Source organism: Mesorhizobium sp. P2_B5, assembly GCF_056404775.1.
In genome coordinates this window covers 84,693-109,532 of record NZ_JBFUDJ010000008.1, presented here as the reverse complement: position 1 = coordinate 109,532, position 24,840 = coordinate 84,693, and the positions used below count along the sequence as shown (strand labels likewise).

The following is a 24,840-nucleotide window of genomic DNA, read 5'->3' as shown; positions in this document are numbered from 1 at the left end:
GCGGCGGTCACTCCGCCAGCTGCGGCAAGTTCCTGAACAGCTCCAGCGCCTCCGGATTGGCCAGCGCCTCCTTGTTCTTGATGGCGCGGCCGTGGACCACGTCGCGCACCGCAAGCTCAGTGATCTTGCCCGATTTGGTGCGCGGAATGTCTGAGACGGCAACGATCTTTGCCGGCACGTGGCGCGGGCTGGCGCCGGTGCGGATCTTCGCCCGGATGCGCTTTTCCAGATCCTCGTCCAGCGTCACGCCGGCGGCCAGCCGCACGAACAGCACGACGCGCACGTCATTGTCGAAATCCTGGCCGATGCACAGCGCTTCGAGGATTTCCGGCATCTGTTCGACCTGGTTGTAGATCTCCGCCGTGCCGATGCGCACCCCGCCCGGATTGAGCGTCGCGTCGGAGCGGCCATGGATGATCATGCCGCCATGCGCCGTCCATTCGGCGAAGTCGCCATGGCACCAGACGTTGTCGAAGCGCTCGAAATAGGCGGCCTGGTATTTCTTGCCCTCGGGGTCATTCCAGAAACCGATCGGCATCGACGGAAACGCTTTTGTGCAGACCAGTTCGCCTTTCTCCTCGCGAATCGGCTGGCCGTCATCATCCCAGACATCGACGGCAAGGCCGAGGCCGGGTCCCTGGATCTCGCCGGTCCAGACAGCTTGCGTCGGGACGCCCAGAACGAAGCAGGAGACGATGTCGGTGCCGCCGGAGACCGAGGCAAGGTGCACGTCCTCCTTGATCCCGTCATAGACAAAGCGAAAGTCCTCGGGCGACAGCGGCGAGCCGGTGGAGGAGATCGCCCGCACGGTCGACAGATCATGGCTGCGGATCGGCTTGAGGCCGGCCTTGCGCACGGAATCGATGAATTTGGCCGAGGTGCCGAAGAAGGTCATCTTCTCGGCATCGGCGAAGCTGAACAGCACATTGCCGTCAGGGTAGAAGGGCGAGCCGTCATAGAGCAGCAGCGTCGCGGCTGACGCCAGGCCCGACACCAGCCAGTTCCACATCATCCAGCCGCAGGTGGTGAAGTAGAAGAAGCGGTCGCCTTCGACGAGGCCGGCATGCAGCCGGTGTTCCTTGACATGCTGGATCAGCGTGCCACCGGCCGAATGGACGATGCATTTGGGAATGCCGGTCGTTCCCGACGAAAACAGGATGTAGAGCGGATGCGCAAACGGCAGGCGCTCGAATGTGACGGACTTTGCCGCAAAAGGCGACAGCGCCTCTTCCAGCGCCACGGCCTTGTCGATAATCCCTGCGATATCGCGCGACGTGCCGAGATAGTCGACGATCAGCACCTTGCCGACGGTTTCGAGCTTCGTGGCAACGGCAGCGATCTTGTCGGCAACCTCGATTGCCTTGCCATTGTACCAGTAGCCGTCCGGCGCGATGAAGACGACGGGTTCGATCTGGCCGAAACGGTCAAGCACGCCCTGTTCGCCGAAATCGGGAGAGCAGGACGACCAGACCGCGCCAATCGAGGCGGCGGCCAGCATGGCGGCGACGGTTTCCGGCATGTTGGGCATCATCGCCGCGATACGGTCGCCCTTTTTCACCTTGAGCGACAGGAAAAGCTGCTGAAAGCGCGAGGTCAGCTGGTGCAGTTCGTTCCACGACAGCCGCCGCTCGATCTTGTCCTCGCCGCGAAAGACGATTGCCGCACCGGAACCGGTCTTTTTCAGCAGGTTCTCGGCGAAGTTGAGCGTCGCATCGGGGAAGAACGATGCGCCGGGCATCTTGTCGCCATCGACAAGCACGGTCTCGCCCTTGTCGCCGACAATGCCGCAAAAGTCCCACAGCAGGCTCCAGAAGGCTTCGCGATCCTCGACCGACCAGCGGTGCAGCTCGGCGTAGGAGGCGAAGGATGCGCCGGTTTTGGCTGCCGCCGCCTTCATGAAGGCGGTCAGCGGCGCTGCATCGATCCGGTCTTGCGTCGGGGTCCAGAGCGGTGCTTCGGCAGCCATGATCGATCCTCCTTGAAGCCGGTCGCGTCGCAAGACTGATATGCTTTTGTTTCTATGCATGTCGCTGTCCCGGAACCGCTGCACACTTCCGGGCGACATGCATTAGCCCCAGCTTTACAGGCGCCGCTGTCCCAAAAACGCCGCGCCTCGTAGCAGGCTGAAGCTGCATCGCTTATGCCTATCGCCATGCAGCAGAGCAAGATTTTGTTCAGCTAAACTCGGCCAGGTGTGCGCAATTGCCATCGCCGGGCCATAAAGACTTGAAATGCGTCAGCGCTGGGTTACACCCGTCGGGCGATTTTTGTCGGAATGAAAGCATACGGGGCGATATGCCATCACCTTTGATCCGGCACGGAATATGGGCGATCGGCGTTGCCGTGCTCGTCATCGCGCTGGTCGTCGCCGCCCTGCCGCTGATTGCCTCGACCCGGATCGTGCGCGACCGCATCGCCTGGGAGATGAGCGCATGGAGCGGTTTCAGGGTCACCATTGACGGTTCCCCACGTATCGAGGTGTGGCCGAACTTCCGCGCCATATTGAGCGACGTCACGCTCTCGCAGTGGACCGAGACCGACGCGCCGCCGGTGATCGAAGCCGAGCGGGTCGAGGTCGACCTTTCAGCCATGGCGGCGCTGCAGGGCGATGTGGTGTTTTCGACGGCGCGGCTGGTGCGGCCGACGATCCGGGTCCAGCGCACCGCAAACGGCATGTTTCTGCCCGCCATGCCGACCGGAGGGCGCATCACGCGCTCCATCGACACCGCGCGCGGCGTGGTCAGCGCCGATCCGGCGAAGCCTGATCTGAGCAAGTTGCCGACCGATCCGTTCGGCACCGTGGAGTTCAGGGACGGCCGCATGGTCGCCTCCATCGGCGGCAAGGACGTCGAATTGCTGACCAGCCTCAGCGGCCAGGCTAGCTGGGCGGCGATGAACAGCAATGCGACCTTGTCGGCGACCGGCATCTGGCGCGGCGAAAGCGTCACCGTCGATGCGTCCTCGGCCAAGCCGCTGGTGTTGTTTGCCGGCGGTGCTGCGCCAATCACCTTTTCGTTCAAGGCGGCCCCTGCCAGCTTCTCATTCGACGGCACGGCCGGGATGTCGCAAAACGCCTATTTCGACGGCCAGGTGAAATTCGCCGCACCGTCGCTGCGGCGCGTGCTGGAATGGTCGCAGGCCGGAATTGCACCGGGCGCCGCAATCGGCTCGGTGTCGATTTCGAGCAAGATCACGGCGACGGCCGGCCGCATCAAGTTCGAAAACACGGCGGTCGCGCTCGACAACAACCCGGGAATGGGGGCGCTGGACTTCTCGTTCGGCGACGCCTTGCCGGTGATTTCCGGCACGCTCGCCTTCGATACGCTCGATCTCAGGTCGCTGTTCTCCGCCTTCACGCCGCTGGCGCCCACCGGCGAAACCGGCCCCGGGGAAATCGACACCAGCTTTGCCGACCGCGTCAATCTGGATCTGAGGCTATCGGCGGCGCATGCCTCGGCCGGCGCAATCCAGCTTGCCGACGTCGCCGCCACCGCACAGGTCAAGAACGGGCTTGCCGTCTTCGATATCTCCGATGCGTCGGCCTTTGGCGGCAACGTTCAGAGCAGCCTGCGCTTCGACCGCAAGCCGGAGGGTTCGCAGGTCGAGATCCGGCTGCTCGCCTCCGACATTGACGGCGCCGCTTTCGGCACGGCTGCCGGCATGACTCGATTGGTGCCGGCCAGCACCGGCTCGGTCTCGGTTATCCTCAAAGGGCCGGGGAAATCGTGGGACTCGATCTTCGAGAACGCTGACGGCTCGGTCTCGGCGACGTTCGGGCCGGGCGCACTGAGCGGGCTCAATTTGCCGGCGTTTCTGAAGCACACCGAACAGGGCGGCTTCTTCGCGCTCGACGATGTCTCGGACGGGACGCTGCCGATCGACGGCGCCGAGCTCAAGGCCACCATCTCGAAGGGCGTGGCGCGGCTGGACAAGGCCGAGGCCAATTCGGCGAAATACAAGATCTGGCTGTCCGGCATCGCGTCCTATGGCGGACGCGGGCTGGCGCTGTCGGGCGGTATCACCCAGGCCGATCCGGCGGCAGCGCCCGCCAATGGCCAGCAGGGCCCCAACCAGTCGTCTTTCTTCGTCGGCGGCACCTGGAGCACACCGTTCATCTCGCCGATCAGCCGCGGCATCTCAGGCGAATAGGCAGCCCCTCGCGGGGGGCTGCCGTGCCCTGTTTGTTTGACGCAATTCCGAACGGAATTGCTCGGGATCAGCCGCGCTGCGCGGTCTGTTCGTCGAGCTGACGCTGCACCTCACGCCGTTTGTTGGCGACCGAGGCGATGACAACGCCTACCGCCACGACGGCGATCAGGATGGTGCAGGCGGCATTGATCTCCGGCGTCACGCCGAGACGCACCTGGCTGTAGATCTTCATCGGCAGCGTGGTGGCGCCGGGGCCAGAGGTGAAACTGGCGATGACCAGATCGTCGAGCGAGAGGGTAAAGGCCAGCATCCAGCCGGACACGATAGCCGGCATGATGACCGGCAGCGTGATCTGGAAGAAGGTCTTCACCGGCGTTGCGCCGAGATCCATCGCGGCCTCTTCCAGCGACCGGTCGAACGAGACCAAACGCGACTGCACGACCACCGCGACGAAACACATGGTCAGCGTGATGTGAGCAAGCGTGACGGTGAGGAACCCGCGGTCGAGACCGACGGCAACGAAGAGCAGAAGCAGCGACAGGCCGGTGATGACTTCCGGCATGACCAGCGGCGCAAACACCATGCCGGAAAACAGGATGCGGCCCCTGAAGCGGGTGTAGCGGGTCAACGTCAGCGCCGCCAGCGTGCCGAGCACGGTTGCCAGCGTGGCGGAGATGACAGCCACACGCGCGGTCACCCAGGTGGCGTCCATCAGGCCCTGATTGTGGAACAGCGAGACATACCATTTGGTCGAGAAGCCGCCCCAGACCGTGACCAGCTTCGATTCGTTGAACGAGAAGACGACGAGCAGCACGATCGGCAGATAGAGGAAGGCAAAGCCCAGCACGACCGAGGTGACGTTGAAGCGGCTCCAGGTGGCGTTCATTTATCCTGCTCCTGGGCGCGTGCCTGGGCCTGTTGGAACATCATGATCGGCACGATCAAGAGCAGCAGCAGGATGACGGCGACGGCCGACGACACCGGCCAGTCACGGTTGGCGAAAAACTCGTTCCACAATGTCTTGCCGATCATCAGCGTCTGCGAGCCGCCGAGCAGGTCGGGAATGACGAACTCGCCGACCGCCGGGATGAACACCAGCAGGCAACCGGCAATGACGCCGGGCAGCGACAGCGGGAAGGTGATCTTCCAGAAGGCGGCGGTCGGCGGACAGCCGAGGTCCTTGGCTGCCTCGATCAGCGAATAATCCATCTTCTCCAGCGACGAATAGAGCGGCAGCACCATGAATGGCAGGTACGAATAGACGATGCCGATGAAGATCGCCGTGTAGGTGTTGAGGATGATCAGTGGCTGATTGATGATGTGCAGCGACAGCAGCAGCTGATTGAGCAACCCTTCAGGTTTGAGGATGCCGATCCAGGCGTAGACTCGGATCAGGAATGAGGTCCAGAACGGCAGGATCACCAGCATCAGCAAGGTCGGGCGGATCGTCGCCGGCGCGCGCGCCATGCCATAGGCGATGGGGAAGCCGACGAGCAAGGTCAGGATTGTCGAGACTGCAGCGATGATGACGCTGGTGACATAGGCTTTGAAGTAAAGCGCGTCCTGCGTCAGCCAGACATAATTGTCGAAGTTGAGATCGCGGAAGCCGGCGAAGAAACCGGAAATGCCGTCCGTGAAGTCGAGCACCGGCGTGTAGGGCGGCATAGCGATCGCCGATTGCGACAGCGAAATCTTGAAGACGATGATGAACGGGATGAAGAAGAAGAACAGCAGCCAGAGATAGGGAACGATGATGACGAGCCGGCTGACGAAGCCGGCGCCGAGCCGCGTCAGCAATGGTTTGGCCGCTGTTGATGGGCCGCCGTCCGTGATGGCGATGTTGGACATGGCCGCCCCCTACCGTGTCAGCACGACGCCGGCATCCGGCCGAAAGGAGACCCAGGCGCGGTCGTTCCAGGTCAGCGGATCCTCGGTGACGCGCGCCGCGTTGAGCGCGCTTGCCCTGATGATCTGCCCGTCATCCAGCCTGATGTGGTAAACGGTCATGTCGCCGAGATAGGCGACGTCGTAGACTTCGCCCTCCAGCGCATTGACGGCGTCCGCCGGCTTCTTCGACGTTACCTTGATCTTCTCCGGCCTGATGGCGAAGACGATGTTGGAACCAGCTGCGGTATCGGTGCTGTTTTCGACGACGATCTGGGCCCCTGTCGCGCCGGTGATGCGTGTTGTATTTGCCGCCCGCTCGGCGACCTTGCCCTCGAACATGTTCACATTGCCGACAAAGTGGGCGACGAAGCGCGAGCTGGGCGCCTCATAGACTTCCGCCGGCGTCGCCACCTGCATGACCTCGCCCTTGTCGATGATGGCGATACGGTCGGCCATCGTCATCGCCTCTTCCTGGTCGTGGGTGACAACAACAAAGGTGAGGCCGAGATTTTGCTGCAGATCCATCAGCTCGAACTGCGTTTCCTCGCGCAGCTTCTTGTCGAGTGCGCCGAGCGGCTCGTCGAGCAGCAACACTTTCGGCCGCTTCGCAACCGAGCGGGCGAGCGCGACGCGCTGGCGCTGGCCGCCGGACAATTGGTGCGGCTTGCGCTTGGCGAACTGCTCGAGCTTGACCAGCTTCAGCATCTCGGCGACGCGCTTTTCGATATCTGGCGCCGGCATGCCTTCCTGCTTGAGGCCGAAGGCGATGTTCTTTTCCACCGTCATATGCGGGAACAGCGCATAGGACTGGAACATCATGTTGACCGGGCGCCGATAGGGCGGGATGCCGCGCAAATCCTGACCGTCGAGAAGGATGCGGCCGGCGGTCGGCTCCTCGAAGCCGGCAAGCATCCGCAGCAGCGTCGACTTTCCGCAGCCGGACGCGCCGAGCAGGGCGAAGAACTCGCGCTCGAAGATGGTCAGCGACAAATTGTTGACGGCGGTGAAGTCACCGAACTTTTTGGTGACGTTTTCGAATTGAATGTATGGCTTGGCGTTCGGGTCGTTCCATGGCGCGAAATCCCTGCGGATGCTGCCAAGCGATTTCATGTCCCACTCCGTCCTGTTTTTTTGCTTCTTGCCCCAGAGAAGAATGGCCCCGGCAGGTGACTACCGGGGCCATGTCGCATTTGCTTACTGGCCGGTGACGATCTTGGTCCAGCTGCGCGTGATCAGGCGCTGCGTCTTGGGATCGTAGGGCTGGACCGTATAGAGTTTTTTCAAGGTCTCGGCGTCCGGATAGACCGCCGGATCATCCAGCAGCGCCTTGTCGACGAACTGCTGCGAAGCCTTGTTGCCATTGGCGTACAGCACATAGTTGGACGATTTGGCGATCACTTCCGGCCTCATCATGTAGTTGAGGAATTCGAGTGCCTCGGCGACATGCGGCGCATCGGCAGGGATCGCCATCTGGTCGAACCACATCTGCGCGCCTTCCTTGGGCACGGAATAGCCGATCTCGACGCCCTGCTTGGCCTCCACGGCGCGGTTGCGCGCCTGGAAGACGTCACCCGACCAGCCGACCGCCAGGCAGATATCGCCATTGGCGAGCGCGTTGATGTATTCGGACGAATGGAATTTGCGGATATATGGCCGCACCTTCAGCAAGGTTTCCTCGGCCTTGGCGATGTCGTCGGGCGAGGTGCTGTTGGGATCGAGGCCGAGATATTTCAGTGCCGCCGGGATGATGTCGGCCGGCGAGTCCAGCACATAGACGCCGCAGTCCTTCAGCTTGGCCAGGCTGTCGGGATTGAAGAACACATCCCAGCTGTCGATCTTGTCGGTGCCGAGCGCCGCCTGCACTTTCTTGAGATTGTAGCCGATGCCGACCGTGCCCCACATGTAGTTGACCGAATATTCATTGCCCGGATCGTATTTGGCGGTCCGCTCCAAAACCGTGTCCCACATGTTGGAAATGTTCGGCAGCTTCGACTTGTTGAGCTTCTGGAACACGCCGGCCTGGATCTGGCGCGCCAAGAAGTTGCCGCTGGGCACGACGACGTCATAGCCGCTGCCGCCGGCAAGCAGCTTGGTCTCGAGGATCTCGTTGGAATCGAAGGTGTCGTAGACGACCTTGATGCCGGTTTCCTTGGTGAAGTCGTCGATGATCGAGCTGTCGATATAATCCGACCAGTTGAAGACATTGACGACGCGGTCCTCGGCATGGCCACCGACGGTAAAAAGCGTCAGAAATGCCGAGGTTGCCGAAAGCCAGAGCGCTTTGCGGATCATGCTGTTCTCCTTTGATGAGTGTTCCTTCGCCAATTCGTCGCTGTTCCAGCGCGATTGGGCATTTGCTTCAGAGTATTGAGCTTTCCGGGCAGCCACAAGCGTGAACTGCCGGCGCCATTCGGGCGGTTCGACAAGCGGCAGATGATGGCTCTGTGTTCCCGCCTGGCGGGTACGCCGACGCCGTCAGAGGCTTTCGCCGTGGCGCGGGCAGGGATACGACGCTGTGATCCGGTCTTGGTCCGACCGGCGGGGACACTTGGCAAGATAAGCCTGTCTTGTTGTTGCCGTGCCCCCAGCCTGCCCGTGTGGCAGCAAGGTTGTCAATGGCCCGCGCGGGAGACGCCCGGTCAATTAAGGCGTGCGGCTCCCTCAATTAGGGGAAAGGCGGGTCAATTCGGGGAAGGCAGGCCGGTGACGCCGGGCCGCGCCGGCCGCGCCTGGCGCTTGAATTCAAGCCCGATATGGACGAGCAGCGCGGCAACCACGACCGCGCCGCCGATGATGGTGCGCACCGAGGGCACCTCGGCATGGACGAGCCAGACCCAGATCGGGCCAAGGATCGGCTCGAACGTGCCGAGCAGTGCCGCGATGGCCGCCGGGACCAGCCGGGCGCCGGTGGCGAAGAAAGCAAGGCCAAGGCCGAGATTGACGACGCCGAAGGCAAACAGGAAAGCCATGTCGTGGGTGGAAACCGCGAACTGCGTGGCTTGCGACGCGGCAAACGCCGCTGCCAGCATCGTGCCGAGGCAGGTCGCCGGTGTCATGCGGACATGGGCGAAGCGACGGGTGATGACGGTGGCAATCGAGAACATGATGGCGATCAACAGCGCCAGGCCGTCGCCGATCGGCGATACGGCGCCGTCGAGCGATTCCGACACCATGATGGCGACGCCGGCGATGACGGCGGCGATCGCCACCCAGGTCGCGACGGCGACGCGTTCGCGAAACAGCACCCAGGCAAGCAATGCCGCCAGCAGCGGCACACCGGCCTGCATCAACAGGATATTGGCGACCGTGGTGTAGGCGAGCGCGACAACGAAGCAGGTCGAGGCAGTGGCGAAGCACACGGCCACGGCAAGGCCGGGCAGGCCCATGTCGCGAAACAGCCGCGGCACGCCGCGCCAGCCGTCGCGCCAGGCCATGAAGCAAATCAGGAACGCAGCCGCCCACAGCGAGCGCCAGAACACCACCGTCCAGCTGTCGCTGGTGTCGATGAAACGGGCAATGGTGCCGCCAAAGCTCCACATCAGCGCCGACAGGAATACCAGCAGGAAGCCGATGCGCTCGTCGCGCGGCGACACGGTCGGCGAAGCAATTATCGGCATTGACGCGGTGTCGGTCATGGGCTGCGACTGTCGGCTATCTCGGAATGGCATGATGCACAATGGACGACAGAAACGTGCCGCATTCGCCTAGCGCAAAGGCTACGGCCGGACGTGATCCAGCCCGGCATTCCCTTTGGCGCACCGCCTGCCAGCCGGCGGCATTTAGTCAAAAAAGTCGATGGCGCCTACGACGTGGTTTTGTTGCCGCGGATGAAGCGCCAGAGACCGGCCAGCGGAACCAACAGGAGAATGCCGAACTTCTTCAGCGCGATCAGCGCGACCGCAATGAGCCCTGCCTTGGCCGCCAGTTTGCCGGCGATGAGGCCGCCAATGCCGACTGCGGCGACGGTGTCGGTGCCTGGCAGGAAGTCGGTGTATTTCTTGCCGGTGTTGAAGTCGGCAACGCCGAGCACTTCATCCAGGCTCTGCTTGATTTCCGGCAATTGCTCCACCGTGGCGATGTAGCTCATCACGAAGACACCTTCCCGGCCGAGGAAACGGACATCGTAATTGAGCGTGTGGACGGTATCGTCGCCGAACTGCAGCTCCTTTGCCCAGTGCAGCCGCTTGTGGACGAAATCATAGACAGGGGGCGAAGCCCAGCCGATCAGCTTGATCGGCTGATAGCCGACCTTCACCCGCTGATCGTTGGCCGACAAAGTGTCCGCCTGCATGCTGCTCAGCAGTTCGGCGTAGTCGATGGCGGCGGCGTCGCTGTCATCGACATGGCCAATCTTTTCATAGCGCAGCTCGATGCCCCAACCGTTGCCGGCGATGGGTTCATACTTGGCCGGGAAAATCATGCCGATCGCTTCAGAGGCGGTATCAGGCGGGTTGCCCCAGGCCTCGGTCAGAACGGATGTCGCATCCTTCTTGTCCAGAAAGTAGAACTTGTCCTTGAGATCGAGATGGATGCCTTCCGGAAGGTCGACCGCGCCGGTCTTCGGATTGATCTTGTCCAGGAATGCCTTGCCGTCGTCGCTATACTGTTGATAGCCCTTGAAGAATTCAGAGGATTTTTCCGCCAGAGCAGGCCCTGCCGAAAAGGCAAGCGCCACGCCAAGCCACAAAACTTTCCTGTCCATATAAGCCATCCCCCCTTGGCTGCCCTCACATTTCGATACCGCAGCGCCGATGCTTAATCAATATTTCGATCGCCTCGGCTGGGACAGGATCTATATTTCTCGTCGCTAATGTGCAGGCGCCTCTTCGAGGACCCACAACCTCGACAAGCATCACTGAAAGTCGAAGGCGCTCAAGCCCGTCACCATCTCGTCGAGGCCGAGCGGGCGGGTCACCGGCGGCTCGGCGCGGGCGAGACAGCCGATGCGTTCGCACAGCCGGCAAGCTGGGCCGATCGCCGTGGCGGCGCCCTGTCCGGTCTTTGCCGACGCCGGCAGCCCCGCGCCATAGACGATCTCGTCGCGAAAGCCGATGTCGCAGCCCAACAGCAGCGCGGTACGGCGCGGGCGCTCCGAGAACGAGCCTTGCGGCCCCTCGAGCGTGCGGGCGATGCAGAGGAACTCGGCGCCGTCAGGCATTTCCACAGCCTCCACCAGGATCTGGCCAGGCAGTGCAAAGGCGGCATGCACAGGCAGTTTCGGACAGCCGCCGCCAAAACGGCTCTGTGGAAAGCCTTGACCGCCCGCCTTGCGGAAGCGGTTGCCGGCATTGTCGACCTCGAGCATGAAGAACGGCACACCGGACGCGCCGGGACGCTGCAGCATGGTCAGACGGTTGGCCGCCTGCTCGAAGGAAACGCCGAAGCGTGAGCGCAACACATCAATGTCATAGCGGGCGCGGACGGCAGCGCCATGGAACGACTGGTACGGCATCATCAAGGCATGGGCGGCGTAGCGGCCGAGTTCGAAGCGGGCGAGCCGGCGGGCTTCATCGGTGCCGAGCTTCAGCGCCTGGATTTCGCCGGCGACTGCGACGGTCATGCGGATCAGGCAGGCCTCCATGGCGACCTCGCGCAACTGGTCGAAAGGCGACAACCGTTCGGACAGGAACAGGCGCTGCGAATGGCGGTCATAGCGGCGGCGCCAGTTCGGCATGGTGGCGACCGGCAACACCTTGACGACGATGCCGTATTCGCGCTTCAGCCAGGCCTTTAGCGCGCCGAACAGATCATCGCCCGGGTCGAGCACGGAGGTGAAGGCCTCGGCCTCTTCCTCGAGTGCTGCAAAATGGTTCGGCCGGCGTTCGAAAATCTCGTGCACCTCGTCGATCGGCAGCCGTGCGCCGGAAAGTGCTGTTGCCCTGCCCTCGCGCGCCAGCAGCTCGTTGAGATCGGACAGCCGCTCGGCCTGCTCGCGATAGGCGCGAAACAGCTTTATCATCGCGGCCGACGCGTTGGGCGCAGCCTCGGCGAGCTCGATCAGCTCCTGGTCGCCCGGCAATTCGCCGGCAAGCAGCGGGTCGCCGAACACCTCCTTCAAGGCCGAGATCGACCCCCTCGCCTCGCCCTGCAGCTCATGCGGGTCGACCTTGTAGACCGAGGCCAGTTTCAGGATCAGCTGCACCGTCAGCGGCCGCTGGTTGCGCTCGATAAGATTGAGATAGGAGGGCGAGATGCCGAGGCCTTCGGCCATCGCCGTCTGGGTCAGGCCCTTGGCGAGGCGGATGCGGCGGATGCGCGGTCCCGCAAAGATCTTCTGGTCGGCCATCGGCTGTCCTTGACAGGAATTTTACACCGCTTGCGCGCCATGAGCGCGCATCGGTTTTTACAATCGTGACAAATTTACAGCGCTCGCCCGTCAAACACAACACAGGTTTTCTTTTATTTTCTGCGAGATATCGCGGTTTCTCTAGGCTCTCTTCGCGCCGCAATGTAAATGATGTCACACACCGACGGCGCAAATTTCCGAGAGCGTGGCGTTGCTGACACTGACATCGATTGATCTGGAGTGAAAAATGACCGATTTTTACAATCTCGTCCCATCCGCGCCCGAAGGCCGCTTCGACGGCATCGAACGGCCTTACTCGCCGGACGATGTGAAGCGGCTGCGCGGCTCGGTCCAGATCCGCCAGAGCCTTGCCGAAATGGGCGCCAACCGGCTGTGGAAGCTCATCCACGAGGAAGACTTCGTCAACGCGCTCGGCGCCATGTCGGGCAACCAGGCGATGCAGCAGGTGCGCGCCGGGCTGAAGGCGATCTACCTCTCTGGCTGGCAGGTCGCCGCCGACGCCAACACCGCGTCGGCCATGTATCCGGACCAGTCGCTTTATCCCGCCAATGCGGCGCCGGAACTGGTCAAGCGCATCAACCGCACGCTGCAGCGCGCCGACCAGATCGAGACCTCGGAAGGCAACGGCCTGTCGGTCGATACCTGGTTCGCGCCGATCGTCGCCGATGCGGAGGCCGGGTTCGGCGGCCCGCTCAACGCCTTCGAGATCATGAAGGCGTTCATCGAGGCGGGCGCCGCCGGCGTCCACTATGAGGATCAGCTGGCCTCGGAAAAGAAGTGCGGCCATCTCGGCGGCAAGGTGTTGATCCCGACCGCAGCGCATATCCGCAACCTCAATGCGGCGCGCCTTGCGGCCGACGTGATGGGCACGCCGACGCTGGTCGTGGCGCGCACCGACGCGGAAGCGGCAAAACTGTTGACCTCGGACATTGACGGGCGCGACCAGCCCTTCGTCGACTACGATGCCGGCCGCACGGTCGAAGGCTTCTACCAGGTCAGGAACGGCATCGAACCATGCATCGCGCGCGCCATTGCCTATGCGCCGCATGCCGACCTGATCTGGTGCGAAACCTCGAAGCCCGATCTGGCGCAGGCCAAGAAGTTCGCCGAGGGCGTGCGCAGGCATCACCCTGGCAAGCTGCTCGCCTATAATTGCTCGCCATCGTTCAACTGGAAGAAGAACCTCGACGACGCGACGATCGCCAAGTTCCAGCGCGAGCTAGGCGCCATGGGCTACAAGTTCCAGTTCATCACGCTGGCCGGTTTCCACCAGCTCAATTTCGGCATGTTCGAGCTGGCCCGCGGCTACAAAGCGCGGCAGATGGCGGCCTATTCCGAGCTGCAGGAAGCCGAGTTCGCGGCCGAAGTCCATGGCTACACCGCGACCAAGCACCAGCGCGAGGTCGGCACCGGCTATTTCGATGCGGTGTCCATGGCGATCAGCGGCGGCCAGTCATCGACCACCGCCATGCATGAATCGACCGAGCATGCCCAGTTCAAGCCGGCAGCGGAATAACAGCAAACAACCAGAGGAAACGCCCAACAGGGCAAGGGACATAGGAGAAGAAAAATGGCATCGATAAGCCGTGTCAAGGAACGTGCAGAAGAGCAGTCCACCACCATGAGCGTCGACCAGCAGGCGACCATCCGCATGCTGGCCAACGACCTGCACAGGCTCAATCAATCGGTGATGAAGGCAGTCGAGGCGGGCGTCTCGGTGGAACTGGTGCGCTCGGCCCGGCACCATGGCGGCGACGGCAATTGGGGTGACCTGCTGATCCCGGTGATCGTCACGCAGCAGAGTCACGGATGATCTTCCCTTACGGAAGTTTTGTGCTTGCGGAACCTTCTGACACGGTCATGCACTGGCTGATTTCAACGTCACCCGCGCGTTTTCAGCGCGGGTGACTTTCGCTTCTGGGCGCGAACTTAACTACAGTCTGAAAACAGACCTTGGTTTCGCGGTTTAATATTTCTGGCTATATTTCCCGGCTCCGCCATTTCAGCTTGACATGGCGCGCGATCTCGCGCCAATTGGCTCCCGTATTTCAACCCTGCATTGAAGCAGCGCCGAGCCCGCAACGCCCATGTGCCCTGTGAATCGCGAGACCGACACCGCCAAACATCTGAAGTCGACAAGCAGGGATGCGAACTCCGAGATATCAACGGATTTCTCCCACGTGCTGGTCGTCGGAAAATCGCCGATCAACCGGGTGGTGGTGTCGAAGATCGTCGAGAAGTCCGGGCTGAGGCCGATCTCCGAGTCACTCGAAATGGCGACCAAGACACTGCGCACCCTCATTCCGGGCGCCGTCGTTCTCGATGGCGGCGCCGACAACAAGGATTGCGACGCGCTGATGTCGGCCATCGATGCCTTGCGGCGAGCGTCGGGCCGGTCGCTTCCCTCGGTGATCCTGCTTTCAACCAAGACCGGCACGCCCGAAAGCCTCGGCCTGTCCAGCGTGGTCGATGTGGTGGTGACCAAGCCGATCACCACCGAAAGGCTGCAGCCGGTGATCGACCGGCTGATCGGTCTCGGGCGCGGCTGATCGCACTCCGCGCCTCACTGTCTGAAACGAGGTAAGGCGGTCAACCTTTCCTGTCGATGCTTTCGATCAAAGCCGGCAGTTCACCAAGATCGGCAATCGAGCGGAAGCGGGGAGCTTCGACCGGCGGCTCGACGTGCTCCAGCACCCAGGTCAGTTCGTGCGGCACGTGGACGCCCCAGCTGCCGGCCTCGATGGCCGGCACAATGTCGGACTTCAGCGAATTGCCGACCATCATGCTGTTCTGCGGGCTACCGCCATGGCGACTGAATATCCGGGCATAGGTGGCGGCGCTCTTGTCGCTGACGATCTCGACGGCGTCGAACAGGTCGCCGAGACCGGAGGCTTCCAGCTTGCGTTCCTGGTCGAAGAGATCGCCCTTGGTGATCAGCACCAGATGATAGGCGCCGGCGAGCCTTTCCACGGTCTCGCGCGCATGCGGCAGCGCCTCGACGGGATGTCCCAGCATGTCGCGGCCGGCAGCCAGGATTTCGGCGATGGTCGAGGCCGGCACACGGCCCTCGGTCACCTCGATCGCCGTCTCGATCATCGACAAGGTGAACCCCTTGATACCGAAGCCGTAAACGGCAAGGTTGCGCTTTTCGGCTTCGAGCAGCCGCGCCGAGATGTGCTCGACCTCGCCATGATCGGCGAGCAATGCCGCAAAGCGCTTTTCGGTCATGCGGAAGAACTGCTCGTTCTGCCACAGCGTGTCGTCGGCATCGAAGCCGATGGTTGTCAGACGTTTGCGAGGCTGCATGGTCGACTGCCCGTTTGCGTGAATGTCGTGGTGTAGACGTTGTCGCCGGGCGCTGCTAGCTAAGGCAAGGGTTATGGGTTGGGCAATATGACGGAACCGAGCGTCTGGAAGGATAGGCTGGAGCGGATTCTGGGGTCCTCGCAAGGTCATAATCCGACCGAGCTCATCAATGCCATCCGAGATCTCGGTATCGCCATGGGACACGATGCCGGCGAAGGATTGCTTGACGCCCACCCGGAACTCTTCTCGTACCGACCGGCGCTTACCGCCGCATTCGGCAAGATGGTGCAGGCGCAGGACACCGCCGAGATCAGGCAGATGCTGGATCAGGATCTGGATGGTCCGGCATCGTTCGGACGGATCGCGGCAGGGAAAACAAGCATAGGCGTGCTATCGTCAAAGGATGCCTATAACCGCCTCGACGAAGTCTTCGATCATGTCGATTTCGATAATTGCCGCCTCGCTGTCATGGTCGGCTGCGGCGGGCGACCATTCACCATGTTCCGTATTCACGATCAGACAACGGTCCCTGAGATCATCGGCCTCGACATCGTGCCCGAAGCCGTCGAAACGGCAAACAGGCTCGCGGCCAAGCTCGGCTATATGCGCATGCGGGCCGAGCTTTGCGACGGGTGCGATTATGATTACAGCGACGCTGAGGTTGTCTATGTCGCGAGCATGGTTTCGCCCAAGGCAGCCGTCGTGTCTCGTATAGCCGATACCGCGCCAGACACTGTGCAGATCGTGTTGTGGGAGCCAGTTTCGCTAGGCAGGCTTTGGGCTGAAAATGCGGAACGCACACTTGACCCCCGGCTTGAGGTCATTGGCCGCACGAGCATTTCGCGAAACATGACGAGAGACGTGTTCGTCGCCCGACGAGGCGGTTCATCTTCCACCCGGCAGTTGGGCTGATCGTGCCGGCTCTTGGAACGAGCGATCGAGTGATCCTCGCCTTGGCGCGGGCATGGTGCCTGGTGCGCCATCCCATGATTTGCAAACGCACATTCGACCATAGTGGCGTGTTGCCGGATCCGGCGAGACCCGCTTCCTATGCGGACAAGTTCTTGTGGCGAAAGCTTTTCGACCACAATCCGTTTTTCACGACGGCTTGCGACAAGCTCGCTTCGAAAACCTACGCTTTGTCCACCTGTCCAGAACTCAGGACTGCTGAGGTCCTATGGTCTGGGGCCGACGCCACAAAGATTCCGGCAGAGCTGTTTGCCGGCAATGTCGTCGTGAAAGCCAATCACGGCTGCCGCTGGAACATGATGATCCGCAATGGCGTTGTGGACAGAGCCAAGCTGCGCCGGCGTACCGCTCGCTGGATGCGCCGCCGCTATGGCAGGAAATTCGGCGAATGGGGCTACAGTGACGCCACCAGGCGCATCCTTGTGGAAGAGATGCTGATCGAGAACGGTGAGCCGATCCGCCTGGAATACAAGTTCCACGTGTCTAGCGGGACGACCGCCTATGTCTATGCCGCACGACGGGACGAGCAAGGCAACGAACAAAAATGTCATTTCGACCGTGACGGTAACTATGCACCGCCGCCGCCGGGAAGCGGCCCCCAATGGGTGAAGATTGACCTGCCTGCATCCTTCCCGCGCATGCTTGAAATCGCGGAGAAACTGACAGCGCCGTTCGATCACATGCGTTGCGATTTCTACGACCTCAACGGCGTCGTCTTCTTTTCGGAATTCTCCGTCTATCCGCTGTCCGGCAAAGGCATCATCAACACCCGGCTCAGAGATTTGTGCAGCGACAGTTGGGATTTGCGCCAATCCTGGTTTCTGACCGCACCGCAGACCGGATGGCGCAGGCTCTATGCCGGCGCTTTGCATCGATGGCTGGATACGAACGCGCTGCCCGGCAAACCCTTCTAGCCGAAGTCCATCCCGTTGCTGGCACAACCTATCGGGTGGCCTCCCCTTCCCTTCCATCACCCGCCCCGGCTATACTCCAAAATCCGCAACCCAATCTGGTGAATGATGCCGCCTGCAAAAAAGGAAGTCCGTCCGTCGAGCCGCGGAGGACGCGTCCGCACGCCTGCCTTCGTGAAAAACCAACGCGGCGTGAAGAACTGGAAGGAAGTCAGCGCCTGGCTGGAATGGCGCGGCATCGAAGACATAGAATGCATCACACCCGATCAGGCTGGCGTCGCCCGCGGCAAGATGATGCCGTCGAAGAAATTCACCTCCAACACCTCGCTGGCGCTGCCTTCGGCAGTGTTCATGACGACGATTTCGGGCGGCTATCCCGAGGATGGTAACGGTTTCCACTATCCGGAAGACGATGGCGATCTGAAGCTGATGCCGGATCTGTCGACCCTGACCGTGGTGCCGTGGGAAGAAGACCCGACGGCAGCTGTCATCTGCGACCTCGTCCACCAGGACGGCCGCTCGGTCGAGTTCACGCCGCGCAACGTGCTGAAGCGCGTGCTGGCTGCCTATGACAAGCGCGGGCTGAAGCCGGTGGTGGCGCCCGAGATCGAATTCTACCTGGTGCGCAAGAACCCCGATCCGGACTATCCGCTGACGCCGCCGGTCGGGCGTTCGGGACGGGCCATCGGCGGCGGCGCCGGCTATTCGATCGCCGGCGTCAACGAGTTCGACGAGCTGATCGACGACATCTACCATTTCTCCGAAAGCCAGGGCCTGGAGATCGACACGCTGATCCACGAGGAGGGCGCCGGCCAGCTCGAGATCAATCTGCGCCACGGCGACCCGATCGAGCTTGCCGACCAGGTGTTCATGTTCAAGCGCACCATCCGCGAGGCGGCGCTCAAGCACGAAATCTATGCCACTTTCATGGCGAAGCCCATCCAGGGCCAGCCTGGCTCGGCCATGCACATCCACCAGTCGATCATCGACAAGAAGACCGGACAGAACATCTTTTCGGCCGAAGACGGCTCGGAAACCGACGACTTCTTCCATTTCATCGGCGGCATGCAGAAGCATGTGCCGAATGCACTGGTGATGTTCGCGCCCTATGTCAATTCCTACCGCCGGCTGACGCAGTCGGCCTCGGCGCCGGTCAACAACAAATGGGGCTATGACAACCGCACCACGGCGTTCCGCGTGCCGCGCTCGGACCCGGCGGCGCGACGTGTCGAAAACCGCATCCCGTCTTCCGACGCCAATCCCTATCTGGCGCTGGCGGCGTCGCTTGCCTGCGGGCTGATCGGCATGACCAACAAGATCAAGGCCGAGCCTCCGGTGCTCACCACCGCCAATGCAGACGAGATCGACCTGCCACGTGGCCTGCTCGAGGCCGTCGACCTGTTCGAAGGCGACGAGGAATTGTGCGCCCTCCTGGGCAAGTCCTTCGCCGCCACCTATGCGGCGATCAAGCGGGCGGAATTCGAGACCTTCATGGAAGTGATCAGCCCGTGGGAGCGGGAGTATTTGTTGCTGAATGTTTAGGGGAATAGGGGAGTAAGGCAGTAGGGCAGTAGGGCGAGGATGGCAGCCAAGATTGAATCGTACCGGGATTTGATTGTCTGGCAGCAGGCTATGGATTTGGCGGTTTCAATCTACGAAACAACCAGAGCCTGGCCAAAGGATGAGCGCTACGGGCAGGTCAGGTACGCCGTGCGGCGACCTCCGTTCCCGCCAACATCGCCGAGGGCTACGGTCGAGAGAGCCGGGCTTCCTATCAGCAATTTCTCAGAATTGCCCAAGGCTCCCTCAAGGAATTGGAGACGCATCTTTTGATTGCGCAACGTGTCGGGATCGCCTCGCACGAAGCTGTCAACGCTTTGATGACCACCAGCGAGAGCGTCGGAACGCTCTTGCGACTTCTGATCCGCAAATTGTCTCCGGAATAGCCCCACCCTACTGCCCTACTGCCCTACTGCCCTACTGCCCTACTGCCCTACTGCCCTACTGCCCTACTGCCCTAGCGAGCATCATGCCTTACCAATCCCCCATTTCTCCCGGCCGCTCCTGGTATGAGGATACAGCTGGGCCACGGCCCGAGTACCCTTCGCTAGACGGTGATCGCCAATGCGACGTCGTCATTGTCGGCGGTGGGTTTACCGGCCTTTCTGCGGCAGCACATCTGGCCAAAGCCGGGACCGATGTCGTCTTGATCGAGGCGTATCGCTTCGGCGACGGCGCCTCCGGGCGCAATGGCGGCCAGCTCGGCACCGGCCAGCGCGCCTGGGCCGAGGAGATGGAGGCCGAATACGGCTTCTCCCGCGCCAAGGCGCTGTTCGATCTTGCCGAGGAAGCCAAGGCGCACCTGCTCGAATTCGCCGCCGTCAACCAGATCGACATCGACTATATGCCCGGTCAGTTGTCGGTGGCGCACAAGCAGCGCTATGTCGACGACTACAAGGCGCATGCCGAGATCATGGCGGGCCGCTTCAACTATCCGCACATCGCCTTCATGGATGCCAGGGAAACGGCCGAACGACTGGGCTCCACACGCTACTTCGGCGGCACCCGCGACACCGGCACAGGACACATCCACCCGATGAAACTGGTGACCGGCACGGCAAAGGTGGCGACTGCTGCCGGCGCCCACCTGTTCGAGCAGACGCCATCGACCGGCATAACGTCCAGCGGCGGCAAGGTCAGGGTCACGACGCCGAGAGGCACCATCACCGCGCAGAAATGCCTGATCGGCGTCAACGCCTATGGCGGCACGCTCGAGCCGGTGAGTGCCGCGCACATCATGCCGATAGGGTCGTTCATCGGCGCCACCGTTCCACTCGGGGCGGACTCGAAAGTGCTGCCGGGCGGCGAGGCGGTCGACGATTCGCGTTTCGTCGTGCGCTATTTCCGCAAATCGAAGGATGGGCGCCTGCTGTTCGGCGGGCGTGAGATCTATGGTGTCAACGACCCTAAGGACATCCACATCCATATCCGCCGGCAGATCTCCGAACTTTATCCCGACTTGAAGGATGTCGAGATCACGCATGGCTGGGGCGGCTATGTCGGCATCACCGTGCCCAGAAAACCATTCGTGCGCGAGGTAATGCCCAATGTGATCTCGGCCGGCGGCTATTCCGGTCACGGCGTCATGCTGTCGAACTTCTTCGGCAAACTCTATGCCGAAACCGTCGCCGGCAACCGCGATCGGCTCAAGCTGATCGAGGATTTGAACATCCCGGCCTTCCCCGGCGGTCGACGCTTTCGCACGCCGCTGCTGTTCCTGGCGCTCAACTGGTTTGCGCTGCGCGATCGAATCTAGAGCAACAAGCGATTCCGTCTGTAATATTCGTTGCTTGAGCGACACATTGCAGAATCCTTAACAAGGGTGCAGAATCCACGGTTGGGGCGCACTGATGCCACAATCGCGGGTAAAAGGTGCCGGTTCTGGGTGAGTGAACGGGGACTTTTGCGGGCCTGCCCGCTTGTTTTTGGGACCGATGCCGATCGAATGCCGGCCTTCCGGCGCTGATCGATAGAACATCGGCCGCATGTTGGAGGTGGCAAACGTGAACGAGCCCTTCAGTTTCGGTGCGCCGGAACGACGGCGCTTTGCCATGCAGTTCGGTTATGACATGCGGCCCTCCTTCTGGCAGGGGGTGCGCACGAATTCGCATCTGGTGATCGCCGCGGTCGGCACCGCAGCGCTGCTTGGCGTTGCGGGTATCGCGCTTTGGCTGGCATTGCCGGCCAACGACCGGCAGGCGAGCGCCAGCACACAGCCTCTTTCGCAGCAGAGCGTTCCAACCATCCCGGTCAAGACAACCAAGATCGCCCCGGTCACCCCTGCGGCCACAGTTGCCGCGGTAGCGGCGCCGCAGGCCGCACGTAAGGGCGATGCGGTTTCGCCGACGGTGGCTGCTGGGGCGACCGCGATACCGGCGCTAGCGGCCAACGATCCGCGCTGGACTGCGCCGCAATCGAACAGCGACGCTGAAGCCACGCCGTCCGATCAGGCCGCGACCGAGCAGACAGCCGCCAAACCGGCCGACGCGGCAGCTTACGAGGAGCCGTCGGCACAGAGTGATGCCACGACGCAGCTGTCCAAGGTTGCTGCACCAGACGCCGCTGCGAAGGACGGTCACACCGACGGCGCGGAAACCGCCGCCATCCCGACACCGAAGCCGCAACTGCCGGATGCGCAATCTTCCGCGGCAGCGGATGATGCCCAGGCCAAGGCCCAGCCACAGAAGGTGGCTGCTGCCGATGCCACCGGACGCATACTCAGGACAGTGACAATGCGCACCGGTCCGAAGAAGAATGCCGCCGCCATGGGAACCGTGCCCGCCAAGTCATCGGTGCAGGTGGTGAGCTGCAAGAAATGGTGCCAGATCGTCTACAACGGCAAGCGCGGCTGGATTTACAAGAGCTACATCAAGACCGGGGCGTGAGACAACGACGTCGTCGAGGCTGCCCGGGACCAAGCCGCCAGATTCTGGTCAGCCACCGAGCAACCATCTGAAACGGTGTCTTCTGCGGGCAAGTTTGCGCTTTGCCAGGAAATCCGAGTGCTCCTCGAACGGCACCTCATACAGGCCGCACATTTGGCAGCTTTCTGACTTGCCGCATGCCGGAATCCAGCATTTCACATCGTGCGTCCAGGCGAGCGCGATCCTTTCCAGATGAAGGTTGGACGAACTTTTCAGCAGAATTAGTTCTCCTGGGACTGCCGTCTGTTTGATATGATCCGAAACTTCCTTGGCACTGCGAAGCTCGATGAAACGGCCGCTGTCGCGGTCGGCCTGGCTGGCGCGCGAGCGATGCGCATTGTCGCCCGTGTAGATGACCTCATCGGCGATTTCGCGCGCGATCTTGTAGGCGGTGCCGTATTTCCTCGACGAGCCGGCGTAGTCGGATATCTGCCCAAGCACAATGCGCTTACGAGAGGCCTTGGCCTTTGCAATCATCTCCAGGGCAATGTTGATCGAATGCCAGGGCGCTTTGGCGGTATCGACCAGGAATTGCGGACCTGCTTGTACCTCTTGCACGGTGGAGCGGTTGGGTAACGGTTCAAACGATGCCACTTGCCCAGCAATTTTCTCTGGCGAGACGCCAAGTTCCAAGGCGGCGGCCACCGCGGCTGCAGTCGGCAGCCAGAACTGCCCGCCGGGAAAAGGCGCATGAATTTTCAGGCTGCCACCGCGCCAATGAAGGGTGAACCGCAGCAATTCCGGATACGCGGCATACACGTCACTCACGCGGTAGTCTGCCTTTTCGGCTTGGCCAAAGGTCGCAATCCGGCACTTCGCGCCAGATGCCATACCGAGCACCAGTGGGTCATCGCAATTGAGAACCGCAAGCCCATCGGGTCGGAGTGCGTCGACCAGCGCCCGCTTCTCTGCCGCCACAGCGTCCAGAGTCCTGAATTTGCCGAAGTGCTCCAGCCGGACCATCGTAACCACCGCCACGTCCAGCTTCAGCATCTGCGCCATGGCGCTGATCGTGCCAAAGTCGGAAGCGCCGGCTTCGAAAACGACGTAATCGACTTTGCCAGCCCTCCTCAGGCGCTTGTAAAGCGTTCGAATGAGCGCAGGCATTGTGTTGCCTTGGGCCTGTAGATGCACCTTGCCTTGCGCGCCCAGTATGTGTGCAAGCAGGCTGGTGGATGTGGATTTGCCGGAGCTGCCGGTAATGCCGATGAACGTCGCCTTGTTACGCGCTCGCACCCAGCGCGCCTGCAGCCGTCGCAGCGCCCACCCCAAGTCCTTGCGAATTTTCAGGAATTCCAGTTTCACAACCCGCCGGTTTTTAGCCCTGCCTTATATGCGTCGTGCCGAGTTCCCGAGTCAAACGGGGCGCGGCGTGCTCGGGCCAAAAAGCTTTAGCGACCGATGAGCCGCAGCAGTCTGTGCTTGCGGCGCTTCAATTTTTTCTGCGCCACAAACTCGCGGTGCTGCTCAAACGGCACTTCGTAGAGACCGCATTGCTCGCATCCCTCAGTTTTGCCGCACACCGAAACCCAGCACTGGACGTTGTGGGTCCAGGCAAGCGCGACACGCTCGAGGTGAAGGCTGGATGAGCTCTTGATCAGGATCAGTTCGTCCGGCTGCGCGGTTTGCGCGACGTAGTCCGACACCTCCTTTGCCGTGCGCAGTTCGATGAAGCGGCCGCTATCGCGATCAGACTGGCTTGCCTTGGAGCGATGGGCGTGATCGCCGGCATAGATCACCTGGTCTGCGATCTCGCGTGCGTTGCTGTAGGCGTGGGCATACTTGCTGTTCGAGCCGGCAAAATCCGATAGCTGGCCAAGAACGATGCGTTTTCGCCCGAATGTGGATCTGGCTACCATGTCGAAAGCGAGGGTCAGAGAATGCCAGGGCGCCTTCGCGGCATCCACGATGAAGTGGGGGCCGCCAGCGGGGGCGAGCACCTGGCCGCGGTTCTCCAGGGGCTGGAACGTCGCGGTCCTGTCCTTTACGATCTGCGCAGGCACTCCCAATTCAAGAGCTGTTGCCGCGGCCGCGACCGTCGGCAGCCAGAAATGCGCGCCGGGGAACGGCGTCTCGATATCGAGCACACCGCCGCGCCAGTGGAGCGAGAATCGCAACGGCTTGGGATAGGCGGCCTCGATATCGCTGACGCGATAATCCACCTGCTCCGATGTGCCGAATGTGACGGCGCGGCAATCGCTCACTGAAGCCATGCCCAGCACATGCGGATCATCGGCGTCGAGCATTGCGAAGCCACCTGGCTCCAGCGCCGCGACCAGTGCGCTCTTTTCACGCGCGACGTTTTCCAGAGTCTTGAAACTGGCGCGATGCTCCAGCCGGACCATCGTGACAACAGCCACATCAGGGCGAAGCAACTCGGCCATCGGCTTCATTGTACCCGGACCGAACGCAGCCGCCTCGAAGACGACGAAGTCGGTTTTGCCGCTCTTCCTCATTCGCCTGGATAGCGTCGAGACCAACAGCTTCATCGTGTTGGCCAGAACCTGCGTATAGACCGAACCGTGGCCCGCCAGGATATGTCCAAGCAGGCTCCCCGCCGTCGTCTTGCCGGAACTTCCGGTAATGCCGATGAACGTCGCCTTGCTTCGCGCCCGCGCACGTCTGGCCAGGTAAAGCCGCAGCCGCCAGCCCAGATCGTTGCGTGCCTTCGGCTGCTTGATCTTCATCTCCCGTCAACACCAACCCCGATCCGTTATGCCTTTCGGTGGATCGTGAAGTCAAACTGGGGCCTGACGTGACGACGTCAACTGCTCGTTCCTCGGCCGATCGGCGAACCGATGCGAACTCTTGATGACGTTACTCTGCC

20 protein-coding genes and 1 pseudogene are annotated in these 24,840 nt (G+C 61.9%); 10 read left to right on the top strand and 11 right to left on the bottom strand.

Annotation, left to right across the window (positions count from 1 at the left end):
* Positions 1-7: 7 nt before the first annotated feature.
* Positions 8-1,966, bottom strand: a complete 1,959-nt coding sequence (locus AC1D1N_RS23560; protein ID WP_477351383.1) for an acetoacetate--CoA ligase — start codon at positions 1,964-1,966, stop codon at positions 8-10.
* A 329-nt stretch (positions 1,967-2,295) separates the two neighbouring features.
* Between AC1D1N_RS23560 and AC1D1N_RS23555 the strand changes: the two genes are divergently transcribed.
* The gene (locus AC1D1N_RS23555) at positions 2,296-4,149 is read left to right on the top strand and encodes an AsmA family protein (RefSeq protein ID WP_436258318.1); all 1,854 of its coding nucleotides are present in this window, start codon (positions 2,296-2,298) and stop codon (positions 4,147-4,149) included.
* 67 nt (positions 4,150-4,216) lie between these two features.
* On the opposite strand, the gene AC1D1N_RS23550 is transcribed toward AC1D1N_RS23555, so the two are convergent.
* From AC1D1N_RS23550 to AC1D1N_RS23520, 7 genes are all read right to left on the bottom strand, one after another.
* The gene (locus AC1D1N_RS23550) at positions 4,217-5,035 is read right to left on the bottom strand and encodes an ABC transporter permease subunit (protein ID WP_436258317.1); all 819 of its coding nucleotides are present in this window, start codon (positions 5,033-5,035) and stop codon (positions 4,217-4,219) included.
* A complete protein-coding gene (locus AC1D1N_RS23545; RefSeq protein ID WP_436258316.1) occupies positions 5,032-5,997 on the bottom strand; it encodes an ABC transporter permease subunit in 966 nt (321 codons plus the stop codon). Before AC1D1N_RS23545 ends, AC1D1N_RS23550 begins: the two co-directional genes overlap by 4 nt.
* Positions 5,998-6,006: 9 nt before the next feature.
* Positions 6,007-7,146, bottom strand: coding sequence for an ABC transporter ATP-binding protein (locus AC1D1N_RS23540; RefSeq protein WP_436258315.1), 1,140 nt, complete (start codon positions 7,144-7,146; stop codon positions 6,007-6,009).
* A gap of 84 nt (positions 7,147-7,230) precedes the next feature.
* Positions 7,231-8,328: a polyamine ABC transporter substrate-binding protein gene (locus AC1D1N_RS23535; RefSeq protein WP_477351380.1), complete on the bottom strand. Its 1,098-nt coding sequence runs from the start codon at positions 8,326-8,328 to the stop codon at positions 7,231-7,233.
* Positions 8,329-8,717: 389 nt separating this feature from the next.
* Positions 8,718-9,671 carry a DMT family transporter gene (locus tag AC1D1N_RS23530; protein WP_477351378.1) on the bottom strand — a complete coding sequence of 318 codons (954 nt, stop codon included), beginning with the start codon at positions 9,669-9,671 and terminating at the stop codon, positions 8,718-8,720.
* A gap of 167 nt (positions 9,672-9,838) precedes the next feature.
* Entirely contained in the window at positions 9,839-10,738 is a 900-nt protein-coding gene (locus AC1D1N_RS23525) for a DUF2167 domain-containing protein (protein WP_477351377.1), read from the bottom strand.
* Positions 10,739-10,888: 150 nt separating this feature from the next.
* Positions 10,889-12,322, bottom strand: coding sequence for a helix-turn-helix domain-containing protein (locus tag AC1D1N_RS23520; protein WP_477351375.1), 1,434 nt, complete (start codon positions 12,320-12,322; stop codon positions 10,889-10,891).
* A 247-nt stretch (positions 12,323-12,569) separates the two neighbouring features.
* Between AC1D1N_RS23520 and aceA the strand changes: the two genes are divergently transcribed.
* The 3 genes from aceA (at position 12,570) to AC1D1N_RS23505 (ending at position 14,892) form a co-directional block, all read left to right on the top strand.
* Complete coding sequence (aceA, locus tag AC1D1N_RS23515) at positions 12,570-13,859, top strand: isocitrate lyase (protein ID WP_477351373.1); 1,290 nt, start codon at positions 12,570-12,572, stop codon at positions 13,857-13,859.
* A gap of 54 nt (positions 13,860-13,913) precedes the next feature.
* Positions 13,914-14,156, top strand: a complete 243-nt coding sequence (locus AC1D1N_RS23510; protein WP_006202762.1) for an SMc00767 family acetate metabolism repressor — start codon at positions 13,914-13,916, stop codon at positions 14,154-14,156.
* Between the two features lie 274 nt (positions 14,157-14,430).
* Positions 14,431-14,892 (top strand): response regulator, encoded by a 462-nt coding sequence (locus tag AC1D1N_RS23505; RefSeq protein ID WP_477351371.1) that lies wholly within the window; start codon positions 14,431-14,433, stop codon positions 14,890-14,892.
* Positions 14,893-14,932: 40 nt separating this feature from the next.
* Here AC1D1N_RS23505 and AC1D1N_RS23500 read toward each other — a convergent pair whose 3' ends face one another.
* Positions 14,933-15,649 (bottom strand): HAD family hydrolase, encoded by a 717-nt coding sequence (locus AC1D1N_RS23500; protein WP_477351369.1) that lies wholly within the window; start codon positions 15,647-15,649, stop codon positions 14,933-14,935.
* Positions 15,650-15,736: 87 nt separating this feature from the next.
* Between AC1D1N_RS23500 and AC1D1N_RS23495 the strand changes: the two genes are divergently transcribed.
* The 6 genes and pseudogenes from AC1D1N_RS23495 to AC1D1N_RS23470 all read left to right on the top strand — a co-directional run bounded on the left by AC1D1N_RS23495 (position 15,737) and on the right by AC1D1N_RS23470 (position 21,974).
* Positions 15,737-16,561 (top strand): hypothetical protein, encoded by an 825-nt coding sequence (locus AC1D1N_RS23495; RefSeq protein ID WP_477351367.1) that lies wholly within the window; start codon positions 15,737-15,739, stop codon positions 16,559-16,561.
* A gap of 152 nt (positions 16,562-16,713) precedes the next feature.
* Positions 16,714-17,532: an ATP-grasp fold amidoligase family protein gene (locus AC1D1N_RS23490; protein ID WP_477351365.1), complete on the top strand. Its 819-nt coding sequence runs from the start codon at positions 16,714-16,716 to the stop codon at positions 17,530-17,532.
* 102 nt (positions 17,533-17,634) lie between these two features.
* Positions 17,635-19,071, top strand: coding sequence for a glutamine synthetase family protein (locus AC1D1N_RS23485; RefSeq protein WP_162712151.1), 1,437 nt, complete (start codon positions 17,635-17,637; stop codon positions 19,069-19,071).
* Positions 19,072-19,110: 39 nt separating this feature from the next.
* Positions 19,111-19,475 (top strand): annotated as a pseudogene (locus tag AC1D1N_RS23480) (four helix bundle protein).
* An 83-nt stretch (positions 19,476-19,558) separates the two neighbouring features.
* Positions 19,559-20,845 (top strand): NAD(P)/FAD-dependent oxidoreductase, encoded by a 1,287-nt coding sequence (locus AC1D1N_RS23475; protein ID WP_477351363.1) that lies wholly within the window; start codon positions 19,559-19,561, stop codon positions 20,843-20,845.
* 247 nt (positions 20,846-21,092) lie between these two features.
* Entirely contained in the window at positions 21,093-21,974 is an 882-nt protein-coding gene (locus AC1D1N_RS23470; protein WP_477351361.1) for an SH3 domain-containing protein, read from the top strand.
* A 48-nt stretch (positions 21,975-22,022) separates the two neighbouring features.
* Here the strand turns inward: AC1D1N_RS23470 and AC1D1N_RS23465 are convergent, their stop codons facing one another.
* Both AC1D1N_RS23465 and AC1D1N_RS23460 read right to left on the bottom strand, forming a co-directional pair.
* The gene (locus tag AC1D1N_RS23465) at positions 22,023-23,318 is read right to left on the bottom strand and encodes a Mur ligase family protein (RefSeq protein ID WP_477351359.1); all 1,296 of its coding nucleotides are present in this window, start codon (positions 23,316-23,318) and stop codon (positions 22,023-22,025) included.
* A gap of 86 nt (positions 23,319-23,404) precedes the next feature.
* Entirely contained in the window at positions 23,405-24,700 is a 1,296-nt protein-coding gene (locus AC1D1N_RS23460) for a Mur ligase family protein (protein WP_477351357.1), read from the bottom strand.
* Positions 24,701-24,840 lie beyond the last annotated feature (140 nt).